Here is a 26223-nt window from a genome sequence, read left to right on the forward strand (position 1 = left end):
CTCGTTAACCACGCACGGGCGGCGAAGCCGCCTACAGTCCGGCCGCCGAGGCGAGTTCGGGCAGGTACTCGCGCGGCTGCCCGAACAGCTGTGCACTCCCGTGTGCACGTTTGAAGTACAGCTGCGCGTCGTGTTCCCACGTGATCGCGATGCCGCCGTGCAGCTGGACGGCCTCCGCCGCGACGTGCTGCAGCGCCTCCGAGCAGTACACCTTCGCGATGACCGCGTCCTCGTGCGTCCCCGACAGCGCCGCGGCGTACGACATGGACCGGGCCGTCTCGACGAGGGCGTACATGTCGGCCATGCGGTGTTTGAGCGCCTGGAACGACCCGATTGCCCGGCCGAACTGCTTGCGCGACTTCGCGTACTCCACCGTCTGCTCCAGCGCCGCGGACGCCGCGCCCACCTGTTCCGCCGACAACGCGACCAGCGCGACCGTGCGCACCTGGTCGACGAGGTCGGTGGGGGAGACGAGCCTGCGCGCCGCGGCCCCGTCGAACGTCACCTCCGACAGCGGACGCGTCGGGTCCATCGCCGGGACGCGACGACGCGTGACGCCGTCCGTCGCCGGGTCCACCTCGAACAGGCCTTCGGACGTGAGAACCAGCAGCACGTCCGCGACGTCACCGCCGAGCACATACGACGCCGTCCCCGACAGCGCCTCGCCCGACGCGGTGACCCCGAAACCGGACCAGCCGTCCGCACCCGCCCAGCACAGCGCGGCCACCGAACCCGCCGCGATGCCGGGCAGCAGTCGGGCACACGCGTCGTCGTCCCCCGACAGCACCAGCGCCTGCGCGGCCAGCACCGCGCTGCCCAGCATCGGCGACGGCGTCATCGTGCGGCCCAGCTCTTCTTGCACCACATGGACTTCCAGCAGCGACGCCCCGACACCGTCGTACTTCTCCGGAACGGCGAGGGCGGCGACGCCGATCTGCTCGCACAACTTGGACCACAGCGCGTCGTCGTAGCCGTGGTCGGTGGTGATCGCCCGGCGGACGGCGGCCGAGTCGGAATGCTTACCCAGCAGATCCCGGACCGACGACCTGAGTGCGGCCCGCTCCACGTTGTCGAAACTCATGACACACCCACCAGTGAATCGACGACGCGGCCGCGGTGGAACGCCGGGTTGCCCCAAGCGGTGACCAGTGCCCGGACCTTGGTGAGCCACAGCGAGAGGTCGTGCTCCTGCGTGTAGCCGATGGCGCCGTGCACCTGCAGCGCCACCCGCGCCGCCCGGTAGGCGGCATCCCCGCACGCGACCTTCGCCGCCGCGACGTCCCGGGAACTGTCGGCGGACTCGTCCCGCACCGCCATGGCCGCACCGTGCAGCAGCGGCCTCGACATCTCCAGCCCGACCGCGACCTCGGCGAGGTGATGTTTGACGGCCTGGAACTGTCCGATCACCTTGCCGAACTGCTTGCGCTGCTTGGCGTAGTCGGTGGTGACGTCGAGCAGGGTCTGCCCGAGTCCCTGCAACTGGGCGGCGGTGGCCAACGCCCCGAGATCGAATGCGGGCCCGAAGTCGACGTCGCCGAGGGCGTCCCCGGCGGTCAGTGGGAACAGCCGTCGCGACTGATCCACCGAGTTCTGCACCGCCCCGGCCTGCCCGAGGCTCACCGTCGCACCGTCGACGAGCACGACCAGATCGGCCGAGTCCGCATCCACGGCGAACGGCACGTGCGGCGCGGCCGCGGCCGTGGCGAGTGAACCGGATGCCAACGCCGCCAACCGGTCCGGAGCCACCTGCGCGAGCAGGGCCGGCACGACCGCGACGGTCTCGGCCACGGGGCCGGGAACGGCATGGCGGCCGAGTTGTTCGACGGCCACGACGAGGTCGACGGCGTCGGCGCCCAGTCCGTCGTGCTCGTCCGCGATGAGCAGTCCGTTGACTCCGGTCTCGGCGAGGCGCTGCCACACCTTCAGGCCCGGACCCGTGTCGCCGGTGTTCCACGACCGGATCGCCGCCGGCATGTCCGACTTCGACAGCAGGGCGTCGATGCTGGACGCGAAGTCCTGATGGGAGGAGTCGAGTGTGAATCTCATCGATCCGCCTTCGGTAGGCCGAGCAGCCGCTCGGCGATCACGTTCTTCTGAATCTCGTTGGTGCCGGCATAGATCGGACCGGACAGGGAGAACAGGTAGCCGTCCATCCAGTTGTCCGCAAGCTCCGCCGAGGCGCCCTGCAGTTCGAGTGCGGTCTCGTGGGTGGCGATGTCCCATTCCGACCAGAACACCTTGTTGATCGACGATTCGGCGCCCAGCTGCCCGCCATCGGCGAGCCGGGTGACGGTGCCGAACGTATTCAGCTGGTAGGCGCGGGCACCGATCCAGGCGTCGGCGACCTTGTTTCGCAGGGCCGTGTCGTCGGTGAGTCCGCTGTCCCGGAACAGTTCGACGAGCCGGTCGACGGTCGCGAGGAAACGGCCCGGGCTGCGCAGCGACAGTCCGCGTTCGTTGGACGCGGTGCTCATCGCCACGCGCCAGCCTTCGTTCACGCCGCCGATCACTCCGGACTCGCCGGGGTTCGCAGGGTCGTCCGGGACGAACACGTCCTCGAGGAAAATCTCCGCGAAACCGGGCTCGCCGTCCAGTTGATCGATCGGGCGCACGGTGACACCCTTCGAGCGCAGGTCGAACATGAAGTACGTGATGCCCTTGTGTCGCTGGGCGTCCGGGTCGGACCGGAACAGCCCGAAACCCCAGTCCGCGAAGCTCGCCCGCGAACTCCACGTCTTCTGCCCGTTCAGCACCCAGCCGCCGTCGACGCGCCCGGCGGTGGAACGGAGCGACGCGAGGTCGCTACCCGACTCCGGCTCCGACCAGGCCTGCGCCCAGATGTCGTCGGCGCGGGCCATCCGCGGCATGATGCGGGCCAACTGCTCGGCGTTCGCATGCTCGAACAGTGTCGGAGCGAGCAGGAAGATGCCGTTCTGGCTGACGCGTCCGGGCGCACCCGAGCGGTAGTACTCCTCCTCGAACACCACCCATTCCAGCAGCGACGCGTCCCGTCCGCCCAGTTCCTCCGGCCACGACACCACCGACAGCCGGGCGTCGGCGAGAGTGCGTTCCCACTCGCGGTGCGCCTCGAAACCCTCCGCGGTATCCATCGACGGCAGCGGTTCGGCGGGAACGTTGTCGCGCAGGAAGGTCCGCACCTCCTCGCGGAAGGCGACGGTGGCGGCGTCGAACTCGAGATCCACTTACTTCGCCCCTTCGTTCGAGTTGCGTGCACTGGCCGCCATCGACTTGGCATCCATGCCGCCGAGCGGATCGGTGTCGATCTCGGCGTTGTGCGCGTGCGCGAAGTGGTGGAGACCGAAGACGGAGTCCATACCGTTCCGCATGCCCATCTGGTCCTCGCACTGGTTGACGGCCTTCTTGGTGAGCGCGAGACCGAACCGGGGCATGGCGGCGATGCGTCCGGCGATCGCGAGCGTCTCCTGCTCCAGGTCCTCGCGCGGCACGACGCGGTTGACCATGCCCACCTCGTAGGCGCGCTGCGCGGTGAACCGGTCGCCGGTGAAGAGGATTTCCTTCGCGAACCGCGGTCCGAGCATCCACGGATGCGCGAAGTACTCGACCCCCGGAATGCCCATACGTACGACCGGATCGGAGAAGAACGCGTCGTCCGACGCCACGATGAGGTCGCACACCCACGCCAGCATCAGACCGCCGGCGATGCAGGCACCCTGGATCATCGCGATGGTCGGCTTCGGGATCTCGCGCCAGCGACGGCACATCCCGAGATAGACCTCCATCTCGCGCGCGAACCGCTGGTCGCCACCCGGCTTGTCGACGTGGTCCCACCACATCACGGCCTTGTTGTCGTAATGCACGTGATGGTCCCGGCCCGGGGTCCCGATGTCGTGCCCGGCGCTGAAGTGCTTTCCGTTGCCGGCAAGGACGATCACCTTCACGTCGTCGTCCTCGACGGCCCGCTCGAACGCGGCGTCGAGGGCGTACGTCATCACCGAGTTCTGGGCGTTGCGGTAGTCGGGGCGGTTGAGCGTCACGAATGCGACACCGTCACGCACCTCGTAGGTGACGACGTCACCCTCGTCCGGAACCGTCATTTCTTCTCCTCACGCAGAACGTTTTTCATGACCTTCCCGGAGGGGTTCCGGGGGAGGGAGTCCACGAAGCGCACCGACCGGGGCACCTTGAAATTGGCGAGTCGCTCCTTGCAGAACGCGACCACGTCGTCCTCGGCGAGCGTGACGCCCGCCTTGGCGACCACGTAGGCCCGCCCGATCTCGCCCATCCGCTCGTCGGGCACACCGACGACTGCAGACTCCGCGACGCCGTCGAGTCGGGCAAGAGCGTTCTCCACCTCAGCGGGATACACGTTGAAACCGCCGGAGATGTACATGTCCTTGAGGCGGTCGGTGATGTCCACGTAACCGCGGTGGTCCAGGGTCCCGACGTCGCCGGTGTGCAGCCAGCCGTCCGCATCGATGGTCTTGGCAGTCGATTCGGGGTCGTCGAGATAACCGAGCATCACGTTCTCGCCGCGCACCAGGATCTCGCCCTGGTCGCCGATCCGGACCTCCATCCCGGGGATGGCGCGACCCGACGTGGTCGACACGGTCACCGGGTCGTCGTCGGTCCGGCACATCGTGACCACCACCGCCTCCGTCTGACCGTAGGCGGTGAGGACGGCGTCGAAGCTCAGCTCCGACTGCATCCGTTCCACCAGTGCGACCGGAACCGCGGCCGCGCCCGTGATCGCGACCCGCAGGCTGGACAGGTCGTACTTCGGACGGTCCGGGTGGTCCAGGATCGACTGGAAGATCGTGGGGGCGCCGGGGAGCACGGTGATCTGCTCGTCGTGCACGGTCGCCATCACCTTCGGCACGTCGAACACCGCCATCGGCACCACCGTCGCCCCGTTCAGCAGGCACACCAGGAACCCGGCCTTGTACCCGAAGGTGTGGAAGAACGGGTTGATGATCAGGTAGTTGTCGTCGGAGGTCACCTCGGCGCACTCGCCCCACGCCTGCGCGATGCCCACCGACTGCCGGTGCGCACTCATCACGCCCTTGCTGCGGCCCGTCGTGCCCGACGTGAACATGACGTCGGAGACGTCGTCGGGGGAGACGGCGGCCGCGCGGGCGTCGGCCTCGGCGCGCGTGTCCTCGTCGGCGAGGGCGAGGAAGTCGTCGAAGTCGAAGACGCCGGGCACCTCGGCGTCGCCGCCGTCGACCGGAACCCGGACGACGGTCGGCAGGTCGAGGGTGCTCGACTCGTCGCGCAGCAACGCGTACCGGTCGGTGCCGAGGAAGTTGCCCGCGACCACCAGTGCGGTGGTCTTGGTGCGCTCGAGAATGTCGAGGGCCTCGGTGGCCGTGTACCGGGTGTTGATCGGGACGAGGGTCGCGCCGGCGTAGTGGATGCCGAGCGCCGCGACCACCCAGTGATACGTGTTGGGCGACCACACCGCGACGTGATCGCCGGGTCGCACGTCCTGTGAGTTGAGTGCTGCGGCGAAATCGCGGACACGGTCGTGCAGTTGTGTGAAGGTCAGACGGACGTCGCCGTCCGCCACGGCTGTGAGCTCGCCGAATTCGCGTGCGGCCCGTTTCAGGGCGGACGGGGTGGTTGTCGGTTGTTCGGTCACTGGGCTCCCTACCTACCTAGCAAGTGCTTGGTAGGTTATCTTACAGACGTGGACCAGAGCGAGAGCCCGGACGGGCTGATCACCGACGACGACTTTGCGCAAACCGTCAGGACGTGGCTGAACGACAACCTCACCGGCGACTTCGCCCGGCTGAAAGGCAAAGGCGGCCCCGGCAGCGAGCACGAGTTCTTCGAGGAACGGCTCGCCTGGGACCGTCATCTCGCCGCGGCGGGATGGACGTGCCTCGGCTGGCCGAAGGAGCACGGCGGGCGCGGAGCCACGCTGGCACAACAGGTGGTGTTCCATCAGGAGTACGCGAAGTCGGGGGCGCCGGCGCGGGTCAGCCACGTCGGCGAGGAACTGCTCGGGCCGACGCTCATCGCGTTCGGCACCGAGGAGCAGAAGCGCCGCTTCCTTCCCGGGATCAACACCGTGACCGAACTGTGGGCACAGGGCTACTCCGAACCGGGCGCCGGTTCCGACCTCGCCAACGTCGCCACCACCGCGCGCCGCGACGGCGACAAGTGGGTGATCAACGGGCAGAAGGTCTGGACGTCCCTCGCGCACGTCGCCCAGTGGGCGTTCGTCCTCTGCCGCACCGAACCGGGATCCAAGCGGCACCGGGGCCTGAGCTTCCTGCTCGTCCCGCTCGACCAGCCCGGCGTCACGGTCCGGCCCATCCAGCAGTTGACCGGCACGTCCGAGTTCAACGAGGTGTTCTTCGACGACGCCGTCACGGACGCGGATCTGGTGGTCGGGGAGCCCGGCGACGGCTGGCGGGTCGCGATGGGTCTGCTGACGTTCGAGCGCGGCGTGTCCACGCTCGGGCAGCAGATCGGTTTCGCCCGCGAACTGCAGGGCGTCGTCGACCTCGCGAAGGCCAACGGTGCGGCGACCGACCCGAACATCCGCGAGAAGATCTCCCGCGCGTGGGTCGGACTGCGGGTGATGCGGGCGCACGCCCTGCGCACCCTGGAAGCGGTCGACGCCGGGACCTCCGGCGCGGAGGCGTCCGTCGCGAAGCTGTTGTGGGCCAACTGGCATCGAGACCTCGGTCAGCTGGCCATGGACGTGCAGGGCGCGGCGTCGCTGCTCGCCCCGGCCGATCCGTCGTCCGACGTCACGGACCCGGAACATCTGGAACTGGGCGAGTGGCAGCGACTGTTCCTGTTCACCCGCGCCGACACCATCTACGGCGGATCCAACGAGATCCAGCGCAACATCATCTCCGAGCGCGTGCTCGGACTTCCCCGAGAGGCCCGTTCATGACTACTACTCCGCTCGCCGCCGCGCCCGTCGAGACTCCGGGCCACGACCTGTTGAAAGGCAAGAAGGTCGTCGTCACCGCCGCGGCGGGCACCGGCATCGGATTCGCGTCCGCGCGCCGCGCCCTGCTCGAGGGCGCCGACGTGCTGGTGTCCGACTGGCACGAGCGTCGCCTCCTCGAGACCAAGGAGAAACTGGCCGCCGAGTTCCCCGGGCAGGCGGTCGAGGCGCTGACGTGTGACGTGTCCAGTACGGAACAGGTGGACGCGTTGATCTCCGGGGCCGCCGACGCGCTGGGTCGGATCGACGTGCTCGTCAACAACGCCGGACTCGGCGGCGAGACCCCGCTCGTCGACATGACGGACGAGGAGTGGGACCGCGTCCTCGACATCACGCTGAACGGAACGTTCCGGGCCACCCGCGCCGCGCTGCGCTACTTCAAGGGGGTCGAGCACAACGGAGTACTGGTCAACAACGCGTCCGTCCTCGGGTGGCGGGCGCAGCACTCGCAGGCGCACTACGCGGCCGCGAAGGCCGGCGTCATGGCGCTGACCCGGTGCAGCGCGATCGAGGCCGCCGAGTACGGCGTCCGGATCAACGCCGTCGCGCCGTCCATCGCGCGGCACGCCTTCCTCGCGAAGGTGACCAGCGAGGAACTCCTCGACAAGCTGGCGTCCGACGAGGCGTTCGGCCGCGCCGCCGAGGTGTGGGAAATCGCCGCCACCATCGCCATGCTCGCCAGCGACTACACCACCTACCTCACCGGTGAGGTCGTGTCGATCTCGTCGCAGAGGGCGTAGCCGCCCTGTGCGTGGTTAACGAGTGTCTGGACTCCTTAACCGCGCACGGGGCCAAAGGCCCTAACAAGCGCTTGGTTGATAGGATGTGACGATGACGCCACCCCCCGCCGACGACACGTCCGGCAAGTCCGGACGCCGGACCGAACTCCTCGACATCGCGGCCACCCTGTTCGCCGAACGCGGCCTGCGGGCCACCACCGTCCGCGACATCGCCGACGCCGCGGGCATCCTGTCGGGCAGCCTGTACCACCACTTCGACTCGAAGGAGTCGATGGTCGACGAGATCCTACGGGGCTTCCTCGACGACCTGTTCGGCAAGTACCGCGAGATCGTCGCGTCCGGACTCGACAGCCGCGCGACCCTCGAAGCACTGGTCACCACGTCGTATGAGGCGATCGACGCGTCGCATTCCGCGGTCGCGATCTACCAGGACGAGGTGAAGCACCTCGTCGCCAACGAGCGTTTCGAGTACCTGTCCGAACTGAACACCGAATTCCGCGAGCTGTGGATGGGTGTGCTCGACGCGGGTGTGAAGGACGGCAGCTTCCGGTCCGACATCGACGTCGAGCTCGCCTTCCGATTCCTCCGCGACACCGCCTGGGTCGCCGTCCGCTGGTACCGGCCCGGTGGCTCGGTCACGGTCGACACCGTGGCCAAGCAATACCTCTCGATCGTCCTCGACGGACTTGCGAGTCCCCATCACTGACTAGGAGTTTCACATGACCGAGGCCTACATCGTCGACGCCGTCCGCACACCGATCGGCAAGAAGAACGGCGGCCTGTCCGGCGTGCATCCCGCCGACCTGGGTGCGCACGTCATCAAGGCCCTCGTCGAGCGCACGGGCATCGACCCGGCCGGTGTCGACGACGTCGTCTTCGGTTGCGTCGACGCGATCGGCGGGCAGGCGGGCAACATCGCCCGCACCGCGTGGCTGGCTGCCGGCTACCCGGAAGAGGTCCCGGGGGTCACCGTCGACCGGCAGTGCGGGTCCAGTCAGCAGGCCGTGCACTTCGGTGCGCAGGCGATCCTGAGCGGCACCGCCGACCTGATCGTCGCCGGCGGTGTGCAGAACATGAGCCAGATCCCGATCGCATCGGCGATGGTGGTCGGTCAGCAGTACGGATTCGACACCCCGTTCGGCGGATCGACGGGCTGGACGGAACGCTACGGCGACCAGGAGGTGTCGCAGTTCAACGGCGCCGAACTGATCGCGGACAAGTGGGACATCAGCCGCGAGGAACTCGAGCGCTGGGCGCTGCAGAGCCACGAGCGGGCGCGGACGGCCATCGCCGAAGGTCGCTTCGACCGTGAGATCGTCCCGTTCGGTGACGTGACGACGGACGAGGGTCCCCGCGAGACCAGCCTCGAGAAGATGGCGGCGCTGAAGACCCTCACCGACGGGGGACGTCTCACGGCCGCGGTCGCGAGCCAGATCTCCGACGGCGCGAGCGCGGTGCTGCTGGCCTCACCGGAAGCGGTCGAGAGGTACGGCCTGACCTCCCGGGCCCGCATCCACCACCTGAGCGCCCGCGGCGCCGACCCGATCTTCATGCTCAGCGCGCCGATCCCGGCCACGCGCTACGCGCTGGAGAAGACGGGCCTGGGCATCGACGACATCGACCTGATCGAGATCAACGAGGCCTTCGCGCCGGTCGTCCTCGCATGGATCAAGGAGATCGGCGCCGATCCGGCGAAGGTCAATGTCAACGGCGGCGCGATCGCCCTCGGCCACCCACTCGGCGCGACCGGCACGAAGCTGATGGCCACACTCCTCAACGAACTCGAGCGCACCGGCGGCCGCTACGGTCTGCAGACCATCTGCGAGGGCGGCGGCACAGCCAACGCCACCATCATCGAACGCCTGTGAGTACTTGTTAACCGCGGGCGGTTAACAAGTACTCACAGGTCAGGTGCGGGCATGACCGGCGATGTCCTCCGTGAACGCCTGCATCATCTCGGCGGTGAGGGTGGGACGCACCGTGTCGATCACGTCCAGATAGTCCTGGGTGCCGGCATGGCAGCGTCCACCCGAATCGACGCTGCACTCGAAGGTCGCCTGCGCCACGGTCCGTGCCGCGTGCGCGACATCGGCGGGCGTGTAGCCCTCGGTCGCGGCGACGAGGGCGGACACGTCGACCTGCTCGTTGCCGAGATAGCGCTCCCACAGGGCGTGACGGGCCTCCGCGTCCGGCGCGCCGATCGGCAGCACGTAGTCGAAACGTCCGTGTCGAAGGAACGCATTATCCAGTGCTCGAACGGAATTGGTGGCGCACACCAGTAGCCGCCCGCCGCGTTCACGGAAGTTGACGATCGACTTCAGCAGTTCGTTCACCACCCCGACGGACTGCGACCCGGGCCGGCGCCGCGCCGCAACCTCCTCCACCTCGTCGATGAAGACGACGACGTGCTCGAGTTCGCCCATCGACGCGAACGCCTCCCCGAGGCCGGCGGCGAGACCGCTCTCGGCGGCCGCGAGCCGCGAGGGGAACAGTTCGACGAACGGCCAGCCGAGCCGGCTGGCGATGGCACGCGCGAACGTCGTCTTCCCGGTTCCCGGCGGGCCGAACAGCACCACCGCGCGCGGTGCTGCCACCCCGTGGTCGGCGGCCAGCGCCGGCCGGGACAGCGGGAGCACGATCTTGCGTTCGATCAGCGACTTCTCCCGCGTCATGCCGGCGACCTGTTTCCACAGTCCGGCGGTCGGCACCGCACCGCCGAGCGTCGCCAGAAGCCCGGCCGTGCGGGGCGACACCGTCCCGAGCTTCTCGTAGTACGTGACTCCGGTGCGGGCCGTGAATCCCGAATTGGTCAACGCCGTCGCACCGGTCTCCCCTTCGGGGAGGAGGGCGGTCACCCGCCGGACTCCTCTGGCGAGGAGCCGGTGCTCGAGCTGCGACAACAGGGCGCTGCCGAGCCCTTGCCCACGCCATTCGGGATCGAGGGAGATCCGCATGACCCAGGCGCGGTCCTCGTCGACGCGAGCGACCGCCGTCCCGATGATGTGCCCGTCCCTCGTCGCGACGACCGCGGGGTGACGATTCAGCAGACTCCCGACCACGTCCGAGAGCGCGAACAGGGGCAGCTGGTCCGTGGTGGTGGAACTGCTATCCATGCGCACGACAGCCTCGAGATCCTCCGGTTCGAAGTCTCGGATGGTCCAGGCGTCCATGCGCCCTCCCTGAAGTGGATGGCGGAANNTATTAACCGCGGGCGGTTAATAAGTACTCACGGGCGGGAAGCGCTACGCTCGAATCCACAGGTGACGAGTCCTGAACGGGGCCGTGATGCACGAGTTGGCAATCACCCAGAGCGTCGTCGACGCCGTCTGCGAGACCGCCGCGGGACGGACGGTCCACAGTGTGCGCGTACAGGTGGGGGCGTTGACGGCCGTGGTCGCCGATTCGATGCAGTTCTGTTTCGAACTGGTCACCGAAGGGACCGTCGCGCACGGTGCCCGTCTCGACATCGACCACACCCCGGGCGGTGCGCACTGCCGTGAGTGCGGCGAGGATTTCGCGCTCACGGACCTGGTGTTGCTGTGCCCGTGCGGAAGTGCGGACGTGGAGGTCACGTCGGGTCGGGAACTACGAATCCTCTCGATGGAAGTGAGCTGACGCAAATGTGTGCCACCTGTGGATGCGGAGACGAGACCGGAACCAGGATCACGGTGCCCCACGAGCACCCGCACGACCACGAGCACCCGCACGCGACCACCCGCACGACCACGGCCACCCCCACACTCACGAACACCCCCACGAGCACGCGACCGAGACGGTGACCCTCGAGCAGAAGGTACTGGCGAAGAACGACCTCACGGCGGAGCGCAACCGGGGCTGGCTGGCCGGACGTGGGGTGCTCGCGCTGAACGTGATGAGTTCGCCGGGGTCGGGGAAGACGACGCTGCTCGAACGCACCATCGCCGACATCGGTGGGCAGCGGCGCGTCTCGGTGGTGGAGGGTGATCAGGAGACGATGCTCGACGCGAACCGAATCAAGGCGACGGGATGTGCTGTGGTGCAGGTGAACACGGGTGCCGGGTGTCATCTCGACGCCGAGATGATGCGGGACGCGCTGACCGCTCTCGACCCCGAGCCGAACTCGCTGCTGTTCATCGAGAACGTGGGGAACCTCGTCTGTCCGGCACTGTTCGATCTCGGTGAGAAGAGCAGGGTGGTGGTGATCTCGGTGACCGAGGGGACGGACAAGCCGCTCAAGTATCCGCACATGTTCGCGGCGGCGAACCTGGTGATCGTGAACAAGGCGGACCTGTTGCCGTACGTGGACTTCGACGTCGATCTCTGCACGAAATACGCCCGGTCCGTGAACCCCGACCTGCAGATGATCACGTTGTCGGCGACGACGGGCCAGGGCATTGCGCAGTGGTACGACTGGATTGCGAAGCAATGACGCCCCTACACGACCGGGCGGAGCCGCGCGGTGCGACGCGCCGAGGACCGTTGACATCCGCTCGGCGGCGGAGCTAAATAAATATCAGCGCCACGCAGGTGGGCCGACGGTCGACTCCGGTGGCGACAGGAGTTGTGTTCACTCCGGAAAGCGACCTGATATGCCGACACAGGAAGCAATCAACGCCGAGGACACCCTGATTCACGTGCTGTGGATCAATGCGGGACTCAGTTGCGACGGCGATTCGGTGGCCTTGACGGCTGCGACGCAGCCCAGTGTCGAGGAGATTGCTCTGGGAGCCCTGCCGGGCCTGCCCAAAGTGGCCGTTCACTGGCCGCTGATCGACTTCGAGAACGGCCCCGAGGGCGGCGCCGACGACTTCCTGGAGTGGTTCTGGAAGGCGGATCGCGGCGAGCTCGAACCGTTCGTCCTGGTGGTGGAGGGTTCGATCCCGAACGAGCAACTTCACGACGAGGGTTACTGGTGCGGTTTCGGCAACAATCCCGAGACCGGTCAGCCGGTGACGACGAGTGAATGGCTCGATCGTCTCGCTCCGAAGGCGACGGCGATCGTCGCGGCCGGGACGTGCGCCACGTACGGCGGTATTCACGCGATGGCGGGTAATCCGACCGGTGCGATGGGTGTTCCCGACTATCTCGGCTGGGATTGGAAGTCGAAGGCGGGCATCCCGATCGTCTGCGTTCCCGGCTGCCCGATCCAACCGGACAATCTGTCGGAGACTCTGACGTATCTCCTCTACATGGCCACCGAGCAGGCGCCCATGATCCCGCTCGACGACGCTTTGCGCCCGCAATGGCTGTTCGGTGCCACGGTGCACGAGGGCTGCGACCGCGCCGGCTACTACGAGCAGGGTGATTTCGCCACCGAGTACGGCTCACCCAAGTGCATCGTGAAGCTGGGGTGCTGGGGCCCCGTCGTCAAGTGCAACGTCCCGAAGCGGGGCTGGATCAACGGTGTCGGTGGGTGCCCGAATGTGGGCGGTATCTGCATCGGGTGCACGATGCCTGGCTTCCCGGACAAGTTCATGCCGTTCATGGACGAACCCCCGGGCGGCAAGATCTCCACCGCGGCGTCCGGACTGTACGGATCCGCCATTCGGAGTCTCCGCAAGATCACCAAGACCACCTTGGACAAAGAGCCGCACTGGCGCAGTCGCGGTACGAAACTGACCACGGGCGCCACACGCACCTGGTAGTCCCGCTCGGGGTCTCGGGCGGTAGTCCGCCGGCCTCGAACACTGAGAGGTACGTCGATGACAACGATCATTCCGGAACCTTCGCACAAGTCGGAATCCGACGGCCTGGTCGAGATGGCGTGGGATCCGATTACGCGCATCGTGGGCAGCCTGGGCATCTACACGAAGATCGACTTCAAGCAGAAGGAAGTCGTGGAGTGCCACAGCACCTCGTCGATCTTCCGCGGCTATTCGATCTTCATGAAGGGTAAGGACCCGCGCGACGCCCACTTCATCACGAGCCGCATCTGCGGTATCTGTGGTGACAACCATGCGACGTGTTCGTGTTATACCCAGAACATGGCCTACGGCGTGCAGCCGCCGCACATCGGCGAGTGGATCGTCAACCTCGGCGAGGCCGCGGAATACATGTTCGACCACAACATCTTTCAGGAGAACCTCGTCGGTGTGGACTTCTGCGAGAAGATGGTCTCCGAGACCAATCCGGGGGTGCTCGCGCAGGCCGAGAAGACCGAGGCGCCGCACGCCGGTGAGCACGGCTACAAGACCATCGCCGATATCATGCGTTCGCTCAACCCGTTCACCGGTGAGTTCTATCGGGAGGCGTTGCAGGTCAGTCGGTGGACGCGAGAGATGTTCTGCCTCATGGAAGGTCGGCACGTCCATCCGTCCACCCTGTATCCGGGTGGTGTGGGCACGGTCGCGACGATCCAGTTGATGACCGACTACACGACGCGTCTGATGCGCTACGTGGAGTTCATGAAGAAGGTCGTCCCCATGCACGACGACCTGTTCGACTTCTTCTACGAGGCCATGCCCGGCTACGAGAAGGTCGGCCTGCGCCGGACTCTCCTCGGCTGCTGGGGGTCCTTCCAGGATCCCGCGGTGTGCAACTTCTCCTACAAGGACATGGAGAAGTGGGGACGGGCCATGTTCGTCACGCCCGGCATCGTGGTGGACGGCAAACTGATCACGACGTCCCTCGTCGACATCAATCTGGGCATCCGAATCCTGCTGGGCAGTTCGTATTACGACGACTGGACCGACCAGGAGATGTTCGTGAAGAACGATCCGCTCGGGAACCCGGTCGACCGCAGGCACCCGTGGAACCAGCACACCAACCCGCACCCGCAGAAACGCGACATGGAGGACAAGTACAGCTGGGTGATGTCGCCGCGGTGGTTCGACGGCACCGACCACCTCGCGCTGGACACCGGCGGCGGGCCGCTGGCCCGGCTCTGGAGTACCGCCCTCGCGGGCCTCGTCGACATCGGGTACGTGCAGTCGACCGGTCACAGCGTGAAGATCAACCTGCCGAAGACCGCGCTGAAGGGCCCGGTCGAGTTCGAATGGAAGATCCCGCAGTACGGCAGCAACACCATCGAGCGTGACCGGGCGCGGACCTACTTCCAGGCGTACGCGGCGGCGTGTGCGCTGCACTTCGCGGAGAAGGCGCTCGCCGAGATCCGGGCCGGGCACACGAAGACGTGGGAGAAGTTCGAGGTCCCCGACGAGGGAATCGGCTGCGGCTTCACGGAGGCGGTGCGCGGAGTCCTGTCGCACCACATGGTGATTCGCGACGGCAAGATCGCGAACTATCACCCGTATCCGCCGACGCCGTGGAACGCCAACCCCCGCGACAGCTTCGGGACACCGGGGCCGTACGAGGATGCGGTGCAGGGTCAGCCGATCTTCGAGGAGAACGACCGGGAGCACTTCAAGGGCATCGACATCATGCGGACCGTCCGCAGTTTCGATCCCTGCCTGCCCTGCGGTGTGCACATGTATCTCGGTGAGGGGAAGACGCTGGAGAAGCTGCATTCGCCCACCCAGTCCGTGACCGGCGAGTGACGGGGTACGCATGGAGAGTGGCGGATCGGAGACGTGGGGGAGCGACGAAGTAGGAGACGACCCCGATCGGTGGCGGACGGCCGGCGAGAGGATCGACAGCCTGTTGGACGCGAGTTCGACTGGTGGTTCGGTGGCACGTGATCGCGCCGAGCAATTGGTCCGCGAGGTGGTCGAACTCTACGGCGCCGGGCTGCAGCGTGTCCTCGAGATCATCGGCGACCGCGACGACGATCTCGTCGAACGACTCGCCGCCGACGAACTCGTGGCCAGTCTGCTGCTGGTGAACGGACTCCATCCGCACGACGTCGAGACGAGGGTCGCGACAGCACTCGACAGTGTGCGCCCCTATCTGGGCTCCCACGGCGGCGACGTCGAACTGCTCGGCGTGGTGGAGGGTGTGGTGCGGCTTCGGCTGACCGGCAGTTGTCAGAGCTGCCCATCCTCGGCGGTGACGTTGGAACTCGCCGTCAAGGACGCCGTACTGGCGGCGGCACCGGAGACCGTGGACATCGAGGTGGTGGGTGCCACGCCCGCGGCCGGCTCCGGGCTGATTGCCGCGGAATCTCTGTTCTCCCATGTTCATCCGAACGGAACGGACGGGTCGAGTGGCACCGGGACGTGGATCTCGGTGCCCGAACTCGAGGACCTCGCGCCCGGGGAGGTGGCCGGGTTCGCCGTCGCCGGGCTCCCGATTCTGGTGTGCCGGATCGGGGAGCAGTTGTTCGCCTACCGCGACCGCTGCGCCGCCTGCACCAACTCGCTGGCCGGGGCCACGCTGCAACGAAAGGCGGGCGGGCAGGTGGGTGATGCGGTGCTGCGCTGTCCGTCGTGCCGGGCGCACTTCGACCCGCGCCGGGCAGGACTCCGTCTGGACGGTGACGCGGACGCCGAAACGCTGTCGCCGCTTCCGGTCCTCGTGCGTGACGGCGTCGTCTCCGTCGCGGTGCCCGCCGCGGAGGTGGCGTGATGAGCCCGTCGGGGAACGGACTGCGCATCCTGCAGCGCATCGCGTCCGAGCGACCCAAACCGGTGGTCGGGGAACGGTGCGACATGTGCGCCGTGCCGATCGCCGACGCCCATCAGCACGTCGTGAACGTCCAGGACCGGCAACTGATGTGCGTGTGCCGCGGGTGCTACCTGCTGTTCACCGACGAGAGCGCTGAACTGCGTTTCCGGGCCGTCCCGGAACGCTACCTGTCGTTTCCCGACTTCGAACTCGCACCGGGTCGCTGGGACGAACTGGAGATCCCCGTCGGGCTCGCCTTCGTGTTCCGGAACTCGCTGCTGGCCAAGACCGTCGCCTTCTATCCCGGTCCGGCAGGTGCCACCGAATCGGAGCTGCCACTCGACGCCTGGGACGGCGTCCTCGCGGCCAACCCGGCGCTCGGCCGGCTGTCCGCAGACACGGAAGCGTTGCTCCTGCGGGTCCCGGAGCACGGTGGCGCGGACCCCGAGTGCTACCTCGTCCCCATCGACGCCTGCTATCAGCTGGTGGGCGAGTTGCGGCAGGTGTGGCGGGGGTTCGACGGCGGCCAGGATGCTCGCCGGGTCATCGACACGTTCTTCGAGACGGTGCGTGCGCGCAGTCGCGTCGCGAAGGAGCCGACGTGACCGAGTTGTCGTTCCACGTGGAGGACGTGTTTCCGGAACCGTTCGCGGTTGCGCCGAATCTCACTGCGCGAGTGGAGGTGACGGAGTCGAGCGGTGCGGCCGTGCACGCGCTGGCCGTCCGGTGCCAGGTCCGCATCGACCCGCAACGCCGCCGCTACACGGACGGTGAGGCGGAGGGCCTCCTCGATCTGTTCGGGCCCCGCGAGCGGTGGACGGCCACGCTCAAACCCTTCCAATGGATGCAGACCAGCACCGTGGCCCAGGGGTTCACCGGGTCGAGTGTGGTGGAGTTGCCGCTGCCGTGCACGTACGACTTCGAGGTGACGGCATCGAAGTATCTGCACGCCCTGGACGAGGCCGGGTCGACGGTGCCGCTCGTGTTCCTGTTCAGCGGGACGGTCTTCACCCGCGGGGTCGCCGGTTTCGGGGTGGAACGGATCCCGTGGGACCGCGAGTCGACCTACGACCTGCCGGTCGGCGTGTGGCGCGAACTGGTTCAGGCGCACTACCCGAACACGGGGTGGGTGCGCCTCGACCACGACACGCTCGCCGCGCTGGCGCGCTACAAGGCGGCGCACGGTCTGATCGGACTGGACGTCGCCATTTCGGACCTGCTGCAGGGAGCCGGGGAGGTGATCGCATGATCTCCCCGGCGTCCCTGCAGCGAGTGCGTGCCGTGGCCGACGCGGTCCTGTACGAGGGCTACCTTCTGTATCCGTATCGTGCGAGTTCGTCGAAGAACCAGTCGCGGTGGCAGTTCGGCGTCCTCGGACCGTCGGGTGCGGCGGAGTCGGGGGTCGGCGAGGAACCGCGCATGTCCTGTCAGACCCTGATGCGGGCCGGCACCGGAGCGGGGGTGAACGTCACCCTCCGATTCCTGCAACTCCAGGTGCGCAGCATCGAACGCGCGGTCGCTGACTCGGCGGAATTCGTTCCCGTCGACGAACTGACCGTCGCGGGTGCGAGCTGGCTCAGCTGGGACGAGGCGGTGGAGCGCGAATTCGATCTCGGCATCCTGCACCCCGCGGAGTGGCCGGGTGAACGCCGACTCGACGTCCACATCGACGGCGGCACGGAGGTGGAGGAACTTCGGGGCGAGGACGGATCCCTCGCCGGCCGCGTGGTGCGCACCCGGTGGCCCGCACACGCGGTCGTGACGGTGGGGAGCGACAGCGTCGACGGGCTGAGCCGGGTGCGGGTATCGGTCGAGAACGTGACCGCCGCGCCGGACGTCACCGGCTGGGACAAGGACTCGGCGATCCGGCAGTCGCTGATCGGCGCCCACCTGATCCTGGCGGCCGAGAACACCGAGTTCGTCTCACTCCTCGAACCCCCCGCGGAGGCGGAGCAACTCGCGGGCACGTGCGCGCACGAACGGTGCTACCCCGTGCTGGCCGGCTTGCCGGGGGAGACGGACCTCGTCCTGGTGTCGCCGATCATCCTGTACGACCACCCCGAGGTGGCCGAGCAGAGCGACGGGGCACTGTTCGACGCCACCGAGATCGACGAGATCCTCACACTCCGCGTCATGACCCTCACCGAGGAGGAGAAGCGGCAGGCCCGCGCCACCGACCCACTCGCCGCCCAGATCATCGACCGGTGCGACCAGATGTCGCCGGCGACGCTCGCTCAGATGCACGGCATCCTCCGAGATCCGCACCTCCCGGACCCGCACCTCCCGGATTCGGGCCTCCCCGACATGGGTCTCGTCCCGGAACTGACCGACGACACGCCGTGGTGGGATCCGGACGCCGACACCGCCGTTCGCCCCGACGTCGACGGCGTGATCGTGAACGGCGTCCGGGTGGCGAAGGGCACCGTCGTGCGGATCCACCCGTCGCGGCGCGCCGACGCCCAGGACCTGTTCTTCGCGGGACAGCTGGCTCGCGTGGTGACCGTGCACGCCGACGTCGACGGTGGCACCCACGTCGGCGTCGTGCTGGAGGACGACCCTGCGTCGGAGTTGCACGAGTGGTACGGACGGTATCTGTATTTCGCCCCGGACGAGGTGGAGCCGGTCTCGGCAGACACCGGAAAGGATGGACAGCCATGAAGATTCTCGGAGAGATGACCACCGCGGCTCTGGCGTTGGTTGCGGTCGCGGGTGTCGCGATCGCCGTCATCGCGATACCCGACATCAGGCGATATCTGCGTATCCGGAAAATGTGAGACGCGCGTGACGGTGGGCAGGCGGGTTCTGGTTGCCGGTGTGGGCAACATCTTCTTCGGCGACGACGGTTTCGGACCCGAGGTGCTGCGCGGGGTCGCGACGAGGTCGCTGCCGCCGGGCGTCCGCGCCGTCGACTTCGGCATTCGTGGAACGCATCTGGCCTACGAGTTGCTCGACGGGTGGGGCGCCCTGCTGCTGGTGGATGCGGTGCCCGGCCGCGGTGAGCCCGGGGCGCTGAGGGCGTTCGAGGTGGGACCCGATTCCGTCCCGGTTGCGCCGCTGGACGCGCACAGCATGGATCCGGGGGCGGTGTTCGGGAGTCTGCGCGCGCTCGGTGGCACCCTGCCGCGGACCGTGGTCCTCGGCTGCCAGGTGGAGAACACCGGCGAGGGAATCGGGCTCTCACCGCGGGTCGAGGCCGCCGTCGGACCGGCCGTCGACATGGTGTTCGAAATCGTGGATCAACTGCTGGAGTCCGACTCCGCGGCAACGCTGCAACCGGACGGGACGGAGGGCTGAATCATGTGTCTCGGTATTCCCGGTCAGGTGGTGCGCATGCTGGAGGGCTACGGCAACCAACTCGCGCTCGTCGACGTCGTCGGCGAACAGCGCAAGGTGAACGTCGGCATGCTGCCCGAGGACGTCCGCCTGGAACCGGGCGACTGGATCGTCATCCACATGGGTTTCGCCATGGAGAAGGTGGACCAGGCGGGCGCCGAGAAGGCGATGGCCGGGCTGGAGATGATGGGGCGGTCGCGGACGGCCGACGACGACTGACGGCGCAGATCACCGCATCCCGGCCTCACGGACGTCCGGTGGTCCGGCGACGAAGTCGCGTGCCCGGTTCCAGCGGGCGTGGTAGCGCTCGCCGAATCGTGACCGGGCACGGGCCATCCGGCGCGGTTTGTTCGGGTAGCGGCGCATCGCCCACCAGGAGTCGGGTTTGGCGAGGCGGATGGCGCCGATGATCGCCACCGGCTGGAACACGATCCCCACGATCCCGGTGACGAACTTGCCCTTGAGCATGCAGATCACCGAGATGGCGAGAGAGATGGCCAGATAGCCGATCGACGACCACCACTCCGGGGTGCCGATCCGGCCGGTCACGAGTTCGGCGCCTCCGATCATCAGACCGGTGATCATGAGCGCGCAGAAGATCGCGTCCACCGACTTCCGGCCGGACGTGCTCCAGTACACATCGTCGAGGTGCACCCACAGCGCGAACTCGTCGAAGGTGAGCGCGAGGCCCACTCCGAAGAGGGCGGCGAACACGTTGAGTGCAGTGCCCTCCGGGGTGGTGGCGATCAATGCCAGCCCGGCCAGCGTCATGAACAGGATGCCGAAAACCTGGTGGTGCAGGTGCACTCCGCCGACGGTGATGTCGTTGATCAGCCCGCCCCCCGACTCCGTGGCGTCGTCCGTGGGCGCCGCTCCCGACCGCGACCGGATACGGCGGGTGATGGTCCGGGTGACGACGAACGTGACCAGGACCGCGATGAACAGCCACATCACGGGATACAGGACCACAACCCGGCTGTCGCCTTCGGTGTCCACGACGATCTCGGCGAGAAGGGCCATCTCGACACTCCGTCAGGTGGGGAACATCATCCTCTCTCCGGGTATACACCCCGCTCGCGGACGGCGGACGAAGACTGGACGTTCCGCTCGACGGAGAATCCGAGTCCGTGCCCGTCCCAGGTCTGGAGGGTGACCACCGAGTCGGCCAGAGTGATGCGGGCGTCCAGGCCGCGTCCGTCTCCGCGGCCGTGGGCCAGCATGCCGGACAGCACGATCGCGCCGCGGGTGGCGGAGTCGAATTCGAGGACCGCGGTGGATGTTCCCGTGCCGTCGTGCACCTCGGCGACTCGCACGTGGAAGCAGTGGGGCGCGGCGAGATGTTGCCCGACCTGCTGCCGGGCCAGGGCAGGCGTGTCGGCGGTTACCGACAGGGGTGTCCGCCGGTCGGGGAGCGGCTCCGGCTCGTCGAACGACTCCGGCAGACGCACGTCTTCCCAGGCGGGCTCGGGCTGCCCGCACGACAGCAGGCCCGACCACAGTTCGGTCATCGTCGCCGCGACCATCGTCCGCCCGGTGGGCGAGGCCACGGTCCAGCCGCTGGGGGTGGAGCGGACCCGCGCCGCGGCCGACCCGACGAGCCTGGCCACCGCCTCCCGCTGAGTGTGTGTGCGGATGACCGGGCTCAGCCAGTCGCCCGCCTTCGCTCCCGGGCATCCGCCACACATCAGGGCATCACGTCCCCACTGTTCGGGCCGAGGGTCTGGCCCACGTACAGGTTCCCGCCGGGGTCGGACGCGAGGAGCACGGCGGTGGGTGCCACCTCCCGGGGTAGTCCGAATCGGCCCAGGGGCAGTTCCGCCCGCTTGGCGACCTTCCAGTCCTCGGTGATGCCGTCGACGAGCGGGGTCTCGATCGGCCCCGGCGCGATGGCGTTGACCAGGACGTTGTGCTGCGACACTTCGAGTGCCAGCGATTTGGTGAGCGCGATCGCCCCGGCTTTCGCGGCCGCGTAGTGCGCGAGTCCCACCCCGCCCTTGATCCCGAGTTGCGACGCGATGTTGACGATGCGCCCCTCGCCCGCGGCCACCATCGCCGGAACAGCGGCCCGGCACATCAGGAACATCCCGGTCAGGTCGATGTCGATCGTGCGGCGCCACATGTCGAGTGACATGTCGGCGAGCTCGGATTCCTCGAGGATCCCCGCGGAGTTGACGAGCACATCCACGCGTCCGAGTGCTTCGACGGCGCCGGCGAAGGCCGCGCGCACCGACTCCTCGTCCGCGACGTCGACTCGGACGGCGGCCGTGGCCCCGAGTTCTTTCGCCGTCAGCTGCGTCGCCGCTTCGTCGACATCGGCGATCACCACGTCTGCGCCCTCGGCGAGATACGCCTCGGCGATCGCGCGGCCGATACCGCTGGCTCCGCCCGTGACCAGCGCCCGTCTACCGTCCAGAACTCCCATGATCGTTCTCCTAGTCCTGCATCTTGGTGGTGAGGCCGCCGTCGACGACGATGGACTGCCCGGTGAGATAGCGTGATTCGTCGCTGACGAGGAACCGGATGACGGTCGCGATCTCGGCGGCCGTCCCGACGCGTCCACACGGAATCTTCGCCCCGGCCGCCACCAGACCGTCGGGGCCGAGTGAATTGACCGGATCGGCCGACTGCGGAGTCTCGATCAGTCCCGGAACGATGGCGTTGGAGCGGATCCCGCGCGGCGCGAGTTCGACGGCGAGGGCGCGGCTGAGTCCGAGCACGCCGGCCTTGGCGGCCGAGTAGTGCGCATGCTCGCCCCACCCGTAGACGCCGCCCGCGATCGAGGAGATGGAGATCAGCGAGCCCGGCCCGTCGATGCGGGTGGCGGCGGCGCGCAGGGTCCGCATCACACCGGTGAGATCGACCTGCAGCATGTCGGACCAGGCGGCGTCGTCGAGTTCGGCGATCGCGTTCTTGCGTAGGACACCGGCGTTCGCGACGGCGAAGTCGAGCCGCCCCCATTCCGTCAGTGCCCGGTCGGTGAACTCCTCGACCTCGCTGGTGGACCGCACGTCGACGTCGTGGATCACGCCGTCGCCGCCGACGCTCTCGACGCGGCGCAGCGTCTCCTTCGGGTCGTGGGGGTCGCCGGGGAAGGTGCCGATGACCACCCGGACACCCACCTCGGCTAACGCGACCGCGGTCTCGCGGCCGATACCACTGGCCGCGCCGGTGACGACGGCGACCCGGTCCTTCAGATTGTCGTACGGATTGTGCATGAAAGTTCCTGTCGTAGTGCGGGGTACACCGCTATCCGGCGGTGATCGCGACCTTCTTGGCGAACAGCATCACGAGGCCGGACGCGAAGGTGCCGAGAGCGCCGACCCAGAACGCCGCGGTACCGAATCCCACGTTGGCCGACACCATGGCGGTGAGGAGGAAGCCGCCGATGATCGCTCCCGGTTGGCTCATGGCGCCGATGAACGTGGCACCGGTGGCGCGGCAATCGGTGGTGTAGCACTCGGCCATGAAGAAGTTCATCGCCGAGTACGGGCCGAGGAGGAAGAACAGGCCGAACATGTAGGTGGGCAGGACGAATGCCGCGGACGACGGCCCGAGCAGCATGAGGGCGAACAGGATTCCGCCGACCATCCAGCCGCCCACGATCGCGTTGCGGCGTCCGAATCGGTCTCCCGCCCAGCCGTGGAAGAGGTACCCGAAGATGCCGACGACGTTGGCGAACACGACGAGCAGCAGTGTGAAGTTGCCCGAGAAGCCCTTGCCGTCCTCGAGGACCGTCGTGCCCAGCACACTGAACGTCTGGATGCCGAACCAGTTGACCATCCACGCGAGCGACAGGACGATCGTATTGCGACGGTTGGCGCCGTGGAAGATCCGGGCGAGCGAGCTCGATTCGGAGTGCTCGATACCGTACTCCTCGGCCAGGACCCGGGCCTCGTCGGACTTTCCGGCCTTGCGCAGCCGGCGAATCCGGTCCTGGAGATCGAACTGCGGCGACTCCTTCAGCCGTGCGCAGACGAACGCGATGATCAGGGCGGGGAGGGTGGCGACGAGAAAGACGATGCGCCAGTCGTCCGGTCCCACGATCGAACCCATCAGGGCGACGAATCCGGCGGCGAGGAGTGCGCCGAGGGGCCATCCGGTCTGGACGAACGAATAGATGAACCCGCGGTGCTTGCGCACGGCGTCACTCTCGGAGACCGCGTAGATCTCGTTGAGATACGTGGCGTTGACGGCCTGTTCGGACAGTCCCATGCCGCCGATGGACTTCGCGGCGACGAGGCTGAACGCACCGCCCGAGGCGGCTGTCGCGGCGGAGGACAGCGCCGTGCCGCCGACGGTGATCATCATGCCCTTGCGTCGTCCGAGCCGGTCGACGAGCGGGCCGACGCCGAGCACGACGATCGCCGTCCCGATGCTGACGAACGTGGAGATGAGTAGCGCGTGCGAGGAACTCCAGCCGAAGTCCTCCTTGACCCGGGGGAGCAGGGTGCCGAACAGGATGAAGTCGTAGACCGCGACCGTCCAGGCGAGGAACGCGATGATCGTGGACTTACGGGTTTCGCGGATGCTGAAGCGGGGGAGTTGCTTGGTGGGACCGCCGGTTTGCGATACTGGGATTCCCTCGGCTGTCTGGCTCATGGGTGTCCTTCCGGGACTGATGATGTCGGATGCTGGGGGCGGCGGTGGGAGTGCGGGCCTGCACCCCACCGCCTTTCGGTGGGTCAGCTCTGGCGCGGGAAGCGTTCCTTGAAGTCGTTCACCATGTGGTCGAACGTCACCCACTCGACGCCGTCGTGCTGGTTGATGTACTCGATGAGGCGTTCGAGCATCAGCAGCGACTGCGGCCGGCCCGACACGTCGGGGTGAATCGTGACGGGGAAGATCGCGTAGTCCATCTCGCGGTAGACCCAGTCGAACTGGTCCCGCCACATCTCCTCGAGGTGCCGCGGGCTGACGAAGCCGTGGCTGTTGGGGCTGGACTTGATGAACATCTGCGGCGGCAGATCGTCGAGCAGCCAGTTGGCCGGGATCTCCACCAGATCGGTCTCCTGGCCGCGCACGAGCGGCTTCATCCACGTCTCGGCCGGCTGGCTGTAGTCGATCTTCGACCAGGAATCGCCGACGCGCACGTAGTACGGCGTGAAGTCGTTGTGCATGAGGGAGTGGTCGTACTTGACGCCACGCTCGATGAGCAGTTCGTTGGTGACCTTGGAGAATTCCCACCACGGGGCCGTGTATCCGGTGGGCTTGCTGCCGGTGAACGATTCGATCAGTTCGATGCTGCGATCGAGGATGTCGGTTTCCTGCTGGCGCGTCATCGCGATCGGGTTCTCGTGGCTGTATCCGTGGATGCCGATCTCGTGCCCGGCCGCGACGACCTGCTCGATTTCGCGGGGGAACGTTTCGATGGAGTGGCCGGGCACGAACCAGGAGGTGGTGATGTCGTACTTGTCGAACATCTTCACCAGGCGAGGCACGCCCACCTCACCGGCGAACATGCCGCGGGAGATGTCGCCGGGGGAGTCTTCTCCGCCGTACGAGCCGAGCCATCCTGCGACGGCGTCGACGTCGACTCCGAAGTTGACGTAGATCTTCTTGGACATGCGTACCTCTCCTACTGGTCGGTCTGGTTCGCCGTGGCATGGGGCACCACGGTGGGGTGGGTATGGGTGCGGACGACGTCGGCGACGTCCGAGGGGGAGGACACGGCGACTGCCGTGGCGAGCAGGACCCGGGCCTGCGCCGGCCGCAGGAGACCGGCAGTGAGCGCGCCGACCTCGGCGAGGTCGGCGCCGCCACCGTTTCCGTAGCGGGGAACGATGTCTCCGTCGGCGACGCGCGTGGCGACGACCACCGGGATACCGGCCGCGATGCAGTCGCGGGCTCCGTCCACGAACGTCTTGTTCGCGTTGCCGATCCCCGTCGCCTCCAGCACGATTCCCCGGGAACCCGCGTCGACGGCGGCGTCGAGCAGGGCCCGGTCGGCGCCCGGGTGCACGGCCACGATGTCGACCCGGGGGAGCGCGTCCGGTATCGGAAGAGGCTGGGGACGAACCGGTCTGGCGAAGAGCGTCAGGACTCCGTCGACGATCCGGCCGAGAGGTCCGTTCGGGCCGTTGTCGAACGCGTCCAGTGCGGTGGTGTGTCTCTTGCGCGTCCCGGCGGCCGTGAAGAGCCGGCCGTCGAACGCGATCGTCGTGCCGAGGTCGTGGGCGCGGTGGTCGGCGGCGACGGTGATCGCGTCCCGCACGTTGCGCGGCCCGTCGGAATCCGGCTCGCCCGCCGTGATCTGCGCACCGGTGAACACGACCGGACGCGGATCGGCGTGGTGGAGTTCGTGCAGGTACGCGGTCTCCTCCATCGTGTCCGTTCCGTGCGTGACCACCACGCCGGACACGGACGGGTCGCGGAGTGCGGCCACGATCTCGCGCACGATGACGAGTTGATCGGCCGGTGTCAGCAGGTAGCTACCCGTGGTGAGAATGTCGCGGCCCTCGATCTCGACGTCCGTCGGAGCGGACGTGCCCGCGGCGTCGAGTAACACCGAAACGTGATCGGAGGCCACGGCCTTTCCGGCCGGGTCGTTCCGGGACGCGATGGTCCCGCCCGTGCCCAGCACGACAACCTTGCTCATGACTTCCCTTCGGTTGCGCAAACGTTTGGCTCAAACGTTTGGGTACATTAGATTCGTGACGGCGGCCACGTGTCAAGAGGGCCCGGGTTACGTTTCACAGCGTTTACACGGCGTGGAAGGATCGACAT

At 67.6% G+C, this 26223-nt stretch carries 27 protein-coding genes and 1 pseudogene; 15 read left to right on the plus strand and 13 right to left on the minus strand.

All coding sequences use genetic code 11. The annotated features are described in order from the left end of the window. Positions 1-31 precede the first annotated feature (31 nt). The 5 genes from AZG88_RS10785 to fadD3 are packed head-to-tail and all read right to left on the minus strand — an operon-like array spanning position 32 to position 5620. Positions 32-1081, minus strand: coding sequence for an acyl-CoA dehydrogenase family protein (locus AZG88_RS10785; protein ID WP_061697668.1), 1050 nt, complete (start codon positions 1079-1081; stop codon positions 32-34). After that, a complete protein-coding gene (locus AZG88_RS10790; protein WP_061697669.1) occupies positions 1078-2046 on the minus strand; it encodes an acyl-CoA dehydrogenase family protein in 969 nt (322 codons plus the stop codon). Before AZG88_RS10790 ends, AZG88_RS10785 begins: the two co-directional genes overlap by 4 nt. Then, positions 2043-3203, minus strand: coding sequence for an acyl-CoA dehydrogenase family protein (locus AZG88_RS10795; RefSeq protein ID WP_061697670.1), 1161 nt, complete (start codon positions 3201-3203; stop codon positions 2043-2045). Before AZG88_RS10795 ends, AZG88_RS10790 begins: the two co-directional genes overlap by 4 nt. Beyond that, complete coding sequence (locus tag AZG88_RS10800) at positions 3204-4076, minus strand: enoyl-CoA hydratase (protein WP_005254492.1); 873 nt, start codon at positions 4074-4076, stop codon at positions 3204-3206. Then, positions 4073-5620, minus strand: coding sequence for a 3-[(3aS,4S,7aS)-7a-methyl-1,5-dioxo-octahydro-1H-inden-4-yl]propanoyl:CoA ligase (fadD3, locus tag AZG88_RS10805; RefSeq protein ID WP_061697671.1), 1548 nt, complete (start codon positions 5618-5620; stop codon positions 4073-4075). The genes AZG88_RS10800 and fadD3 overlap by 4 nt, the downstream gene beginning before the upstream one ends. A gap of 48 nt (positions 5621-5668) precedes the next feature. On the opposite strand from fadD3, the gene AZG88_RS10810 reads away from it, so the two are divergent. The 4 genes from AZG88_RS10810 (at position 5669) to AZG88_RS10825 (ending at position 9554) form a co-directional block, all read left to right on the plus strand. Continuing rightward, positions 5669-6889: an acyl-CoA dehydrogenase family protein gene (locus tag AZG88_RS10810; RefSeq protein WP_061697672.1), complete on the plus strand. Its 1221-nt coding sequence runs from the start codon at positions 5669-5671 to the stop codon at positions 6887-6889. Continuing rightward, a complete protein-coding gene (locus AZG88_RS10815; RefSeq protein ID WP_005244684.1) occupies positions 6886-7686 on the plus strand; it encodes an SDR family oxidoreductase in 801 nt (266 codons plus the stop codon). Before AZG88_RS10810 ends, AZG88_RS10815 begins: the two co-directional genes overlap by 4 nt. A 91-nt stretch (positions 7687-7777) precedes the next feature. Beyond that, the gene (locus tag AZG88_RS10820) at positions 7778-8392 is read left to right on the plus strand and encodes a TetR/AcrR family transcriptional regulator (RefSeq protein WP_061042321.1); all 615 of its coding nucleotides are present in this window, start codon (positions 7778-7780) and stop codon (positions 8390-8392) included. Between the two features lie 13 nt (positions 8393-8405). Next, positions 8406-9554 (plus strand): acetyl-CoA C-acetyltransferase, encoded by a 1149-nt coding sequence (locus AZG88_RS10825; RefSeq protein WP_061697673.1) that lies wholly within the window; start codon positions 8406-8408, stop codon positions 9552-9554. 39 nt (positions 9555-9593) lie between these two features. Here the strand turns inward: AZG88_RS10825 and AZG88_RS10830 are convergent, their stop codons facing one another. Then, complete coding sequence (locus AZG88_RS10830; RefSeq protein ID WP_061697674.1) at positions 9594-10856, minus strand: ATP-binding protein; 1263 nt, start codon at positions 10854-10856, stop codon at positions 9594-9596. Positions 10857-10971: 115 nt separating this feature from the next. Here AZG88_RS10830 and hypA point away from each other — a divergent pair, with 115 nt between their 5' ends. From hypA to AZG88_RS10880, 11 genes and pseudogenes are all read left to right on the plus strand, one after another. Further along, complete coding sequence (gene hypA, locus AZG88_RS10835; protein WP_005244680.1) at positions 10972-11301, plus strand: hydrogenase maturation nickel metallochaperone HypA; 330 nt, start codon at positions 10972-10974, stop codon at positions 11299-11301. A 5-nt stretch (positions 11302-11306) separates the two neighbouring features. Beyond that, a pseudogene (hypB, locus tag AZG88_RS10840) lies at positions 11307-12094 on the plus strand (hydrogenase nickel incorporation protein HypB). A gap of 160 nt (positions 12095-12254) precedes the next feature. Next, positions 12255-13310: a hydrogenase expression protein HypE gene (locus AZG88_RS10845; protein WP_005244678.1), complete on the plus strand. Its 1056-nt coding sequence runs from the start codon at positions 12255-12257 to the stop codon at positions 13308-13310. A 57-nt stretch (positions 13311-13367) separates the two neighbouring features. Continuing rightward, positions 13368-15161 (plus strand): nickel-dependent hydrogenase large subunit, encoded by a 1794-nt coding sequence (locus AZG88_RS10850; RefSeq protein ID WP_005258616.1) that lies wholly within the window; start codon positions 13368-13370, stop codon positions 15159-15161. 10 nt (positions 15162-15171) lie between these two features. Next, positions 15172-16128, plus strand: coding sequence for a NifU family protein (locus AZG88_RS10855; protein WP_061697675.1), 957 nt, complete (start codon positions 15172-15174; stop codon positions 16126-16128). Further along, the gene (locus tag AZG88_RS10860; RefSeq protein ID WP_005244674.1) at positions 16128-16772 is read left to right on the plus strand and encodes a DUF5947 family protein; all 645 of its coding nucleotides are present in this window, start codon (positions 16128-16130) and stop codon (positions 16770-16772) included. Before AZG88_RS10855 ends, AZG88_RS10860 begins: the two co-directional genes overlap by 1 nt. After that, positions 16769-17416 carry a DUF6084 family protein gene (locus AZG88_RS10865; protein ID WP_061697676.1) on the plus strand — a complete coding sequence of 216 codons (648 nt, stop codon included), beginning with the start codon at positions 16769-16771 and terminating at the stop codon, positions 17414-17416. Before AZG88_RS10860 ends, AZG88_RS10865 begins: the two co-directional genes overlap by 4 nt. Beyond that, positions 17413-18825 (plus strand): hypothetical protein, encoded by a 1413-nt coding sequence (locus AZG88_RS10870; RefSeq protein ID WP_061697677.1) that lies wholly within the window; start codon positions 17413-17415, stop codon positions 18823-18825. Before AZG88_RS10865 ends, AZG88_RS10870 begins: the two co-directional genes overlap by 4 nt. Then, complete coding sequence (locus AZG88_RS55515) at positions 18822-18941, plus strand: DUF6893 family small protein (protein WP_397517833.1); 120 nt, start codon at positions 18822-18824, stop codon at positions 18939-18941. The genes AZG88_RS10870 and AZG88_RS55515 overlap by 4 nt, the downstream gene beginning before the upstream one ends. A 7-nt stretch (positions 18942-18948) precedes the next feature. After that, positions 18949-19461 carry a hydrogenase maturation protease gene (locus AZG88_RS10875; RefSeq protein WP_061697678.1) on the plus strand — a complete coding sequence of 171 codons (513 nt, stop codon included), beginning with the start codon at positions 18949-18951 and terminating at the stop codon, positions 19459-19461. Positions 19462-19464: 3 nt separating this feature from the next. Next, positions 19465-19719: a HypC/HybG/HupF family hydrogenase formation chaperone gene (locus AZG88_RS10880; protein WP_061697679.1), complete on the plus strand. Its 255-nt coding sequence runs from the start codon at positions 19465-19467 to the stop codon at positions 19717-19719. A 9-nt stretch (positions 19720-19728) separates the two neighbouring features. Here AZG88_RS10880 and AZG88_RS10885 read toward each other — a convergent pair whose 3' ends face one another. The 7 genes from AZG88_RS10885 to AZG88_RS10915 all read right to left on the minus strand — a co-directional run bounded on the left by AZG88_RS10885 (position 19729) and on the right by AZG88_RS10915 (position 26095). Beyond that, positions 19729-20520, minus strand: coding sequence for a hypothetical protein (locus tag AZG88_RS10885; protein WP_061697680.1), 792 nt, complete (start codon positions 20518-20520; stop codon positions 19729-19731). Between the two features lie 26 nt (positions 20521-20546). Continuing rightward, positions 20547-21185, minus strand: a complete 639-nt coding sequence (locus AZG88_RS10890; protein ID WP_005244668.1) for a hypothetical protein — start codon at positions 21183-21185, stop codon at positions 20547-20549. Then, a complete protein-coding gene (locus AZG88_RS10895) occupies positions 21185-21922 on the minus strand; it encodes an SDR family NAD(P)-dependent oxidoreductase (RefSeq protein ID WP_061697681.1) in 738 nt (245 codons plus the stop codon). The genes AZG88_RS10890 and AZG88_RS10895 overlap by 1 nt, the downstream gene beginning before the upstream one ends. A 10-nt stretch (positions 21923-21932) precedes the next feature. Further along, positions 21933-22715, minus strand: coding sequence for an SDR family NAD(P)-dependent oxidoreductase (locus tag AZG88_RS10900; RefSeq protein WP_061697682.1), 783 nt, complete (start codon positions 22713-22715; stop codon positions 21933-21935). 31 nt (positions 22716-22746) lie between these two features. After that, the gene (locus tag AZG88_RS10905; RefSeq protein ID WP_005244665.1) at positions 22747-24099 is read right to left on the minus strand and encodes an MFS transporter; all 1353 of its coding nucleotides are present in this window, start codon (positions 24097-24099) and stop codon (positions 22747-22749) included. Positions 24100-24182: 83 nt separating this feature from the next. Further along, complete coding sequence (locus AZG88_RS10910; protein ID WP_005244664.1) at positions 24183-25064, minus strand: polysaccharide deacetylase family protein; 882 nt, start codon at positions 25062-25064, stop codon at positions 24183-24185. Positions 25065-25075: 11 nt separating this feature from the next. Continuing rightward, positions 25076-26095 (minus strand): asparaginase, encoded by a 1020-nt coding sequence (locus tag AZG88_RS10915; RefSeq protein ID WP_061697683.1) that lies wholly within the window; start codon positions 26093-26095, stop codon positions 25076-25078. Positions 26096-26223: the final 128 nt, after the last annotated feature.

Origin of the sequence: Rhodococcus sp. LB1, from assembly GCF_001583455.1 — a bacterium.
Classification (GTDB): Bacteria; Actinomycetota; Actinomycetes; order Mycobacteriales; family Mycobacteriaceae; genus Rhodococcus_F; species Rhodococcus_F opacus.

Bases quoted from the DNA above. Each gene is read 5' to 3' on its own strand.
- AZG88_RS10890 (WP_005244668.1), bottom strand. From the start codon at position 21,185: ATGTGTGGCGGATGCCCGGGAGCGAAGGCGGGCGACTGGCTGAGCCCG.
- AZG88_RS10820 (WP_061042321.1), top strand. From the start codon at position 7,778: ATGACGCCACCCCCCGCCGACGACACGTCCGGCAAGTCCGGACGCCGG.
- AZG88_RS10860 (WP_005244674.1), top strand. From the start codon at position 16,128: ATGAGCCCGTCGGGGAACGGACTGCGCATCCTGCAGCGCATCGCGTCC.
- AZG88_RS10870 (WP_061697677.1), top strand. From the start codon at position 17,413: ATGATCTCCCCGGCGTCCCTGCAGCGAGTGCGTGCCGTGGCCGACGCG.
- AZG88_RS10900 (WP_061697682.1), bottom strand. From the start codon at position 22,715: ATGCACAATCCGTACGACAATCTGAAGGACCGGGTCGCCGTCGTCACC.
- AZG88_RS10885 (WP_061697680.1), bottom strand. From the start codon at position 20,520: ATGGCCCTTCTCGCCGAGATCGTCGTGGACACCGAAGGCGACAGCCGG.
- AZG88_RS10845 (WP_005244678.1), top strand. From the start codon at position 12,255: ATGCCGACACAGGAAGCAATCAACGCCGAGGACACCCTGATTCACGTG.
- AZG88_RS10905 (WP_005244665.1), bottom strand. From the start codon at position 24,099: ATGAGCCAGACAGCCGAGGGAATCCCAGTATCGCAAACCGGCGGTCCC.
- AZG88_RS10825 (WP_061697673.1), top strand. From the start codon at position 8,406: ATGACCGAGGCCTACATCGTCGACGCCGTCCGCACACCGATCGGCAAG.
- AZG88_RS10850 (WP_005258616.1), top strand. From the start codon at position 13,368: ATGACAACGATCATTCCGGAACCTTCGCACAAGTCGGAATCCGACGGC.
- AZG88_RS10815 (WP_005244684.1), top strand. From the start codon at position 6,886: ATGACTACTACTCCGCTCGCCGCCGCGCCCGTCGAGACTCCGGGCCAC.
- AZG88_RS10790 (WP_061697669.1), bottom strand. From the start codon at position 2,046: ATGAGATTCACACTCGACTCCTCCCATCAGGACTTCGCGTCCAGCATC.
- hypA (WP_005244680.1), top strand. From the start codon at position 10,972: ATGCACGAGTTGGCAATCACCCAGAGCGTCGTCGACGCCGTCTGCGAG.
- AZG88_RS10895 (WP_061697681.1), bottom strand. From the start codon at position 21,922: ATGGGAGTTCTGGACGGTAGACGGGCGCTGGTCACGGGCGGAGCCAGC.
- AZG88_RS10855 (WP_061697675.1), top strand. From the start codon at position 15,172: ATGGAGAGTGGCGGATCGGAGACGTGGGGGAGCGACGAAGTAGGAGAC.
- AZG88_RS10785 (WP_061697668.1), bottom strand. From the start codon at position 1,081: ATGAGTTTCGACAACGTGGAGCGGGCCGCACTCAGGTCGTCGGTCCGG.
- AZG88_RS55515 (WP_397517833.1), top strand. From the start codon at position 18,822: ATGAAGATTCTCGGAGAGATGACCACCGCGGCTCTGGCGTTGGTTGCG.
- AZG88_RS10915 (WP_061697683.1), bottom strand. From the start codon at position 26,095: ATGAGCAAGGTTGTCGTGCTGGGCACGGGCGGGACCATCGCGTCCCGG.
- AZG88_RS10800 (WP_005254492.1), bottom strand. From the start codon at position 4,076: ATGACGGTTCCGGACGAGGGTGACGTCGTCACCTACGAGGTGCGTGAC.
- AZG88_RS10880 (WP_061697679.1), top strand. From the start codon at position 19,465: ATGTGTCTCGGTATTCCCGGTCAGGTGGTGCGCATGCTGGAGGGCTAC.
- AZG88_RS10910 (WP_005244664.1), bottom strand. From the start codon at position 25,064: ATGTCCAAGAAGATCTACGTCAACTTCGGAGTCGACGTCGACGCCGTC.
- AZG88_RS10830 (WP_061697674.1), bottom strand. From the start codon at position 10,856: ATGGACGCCTGGACCATCCGAGACTTCGAACCGGAGGATCTCGAGGCT.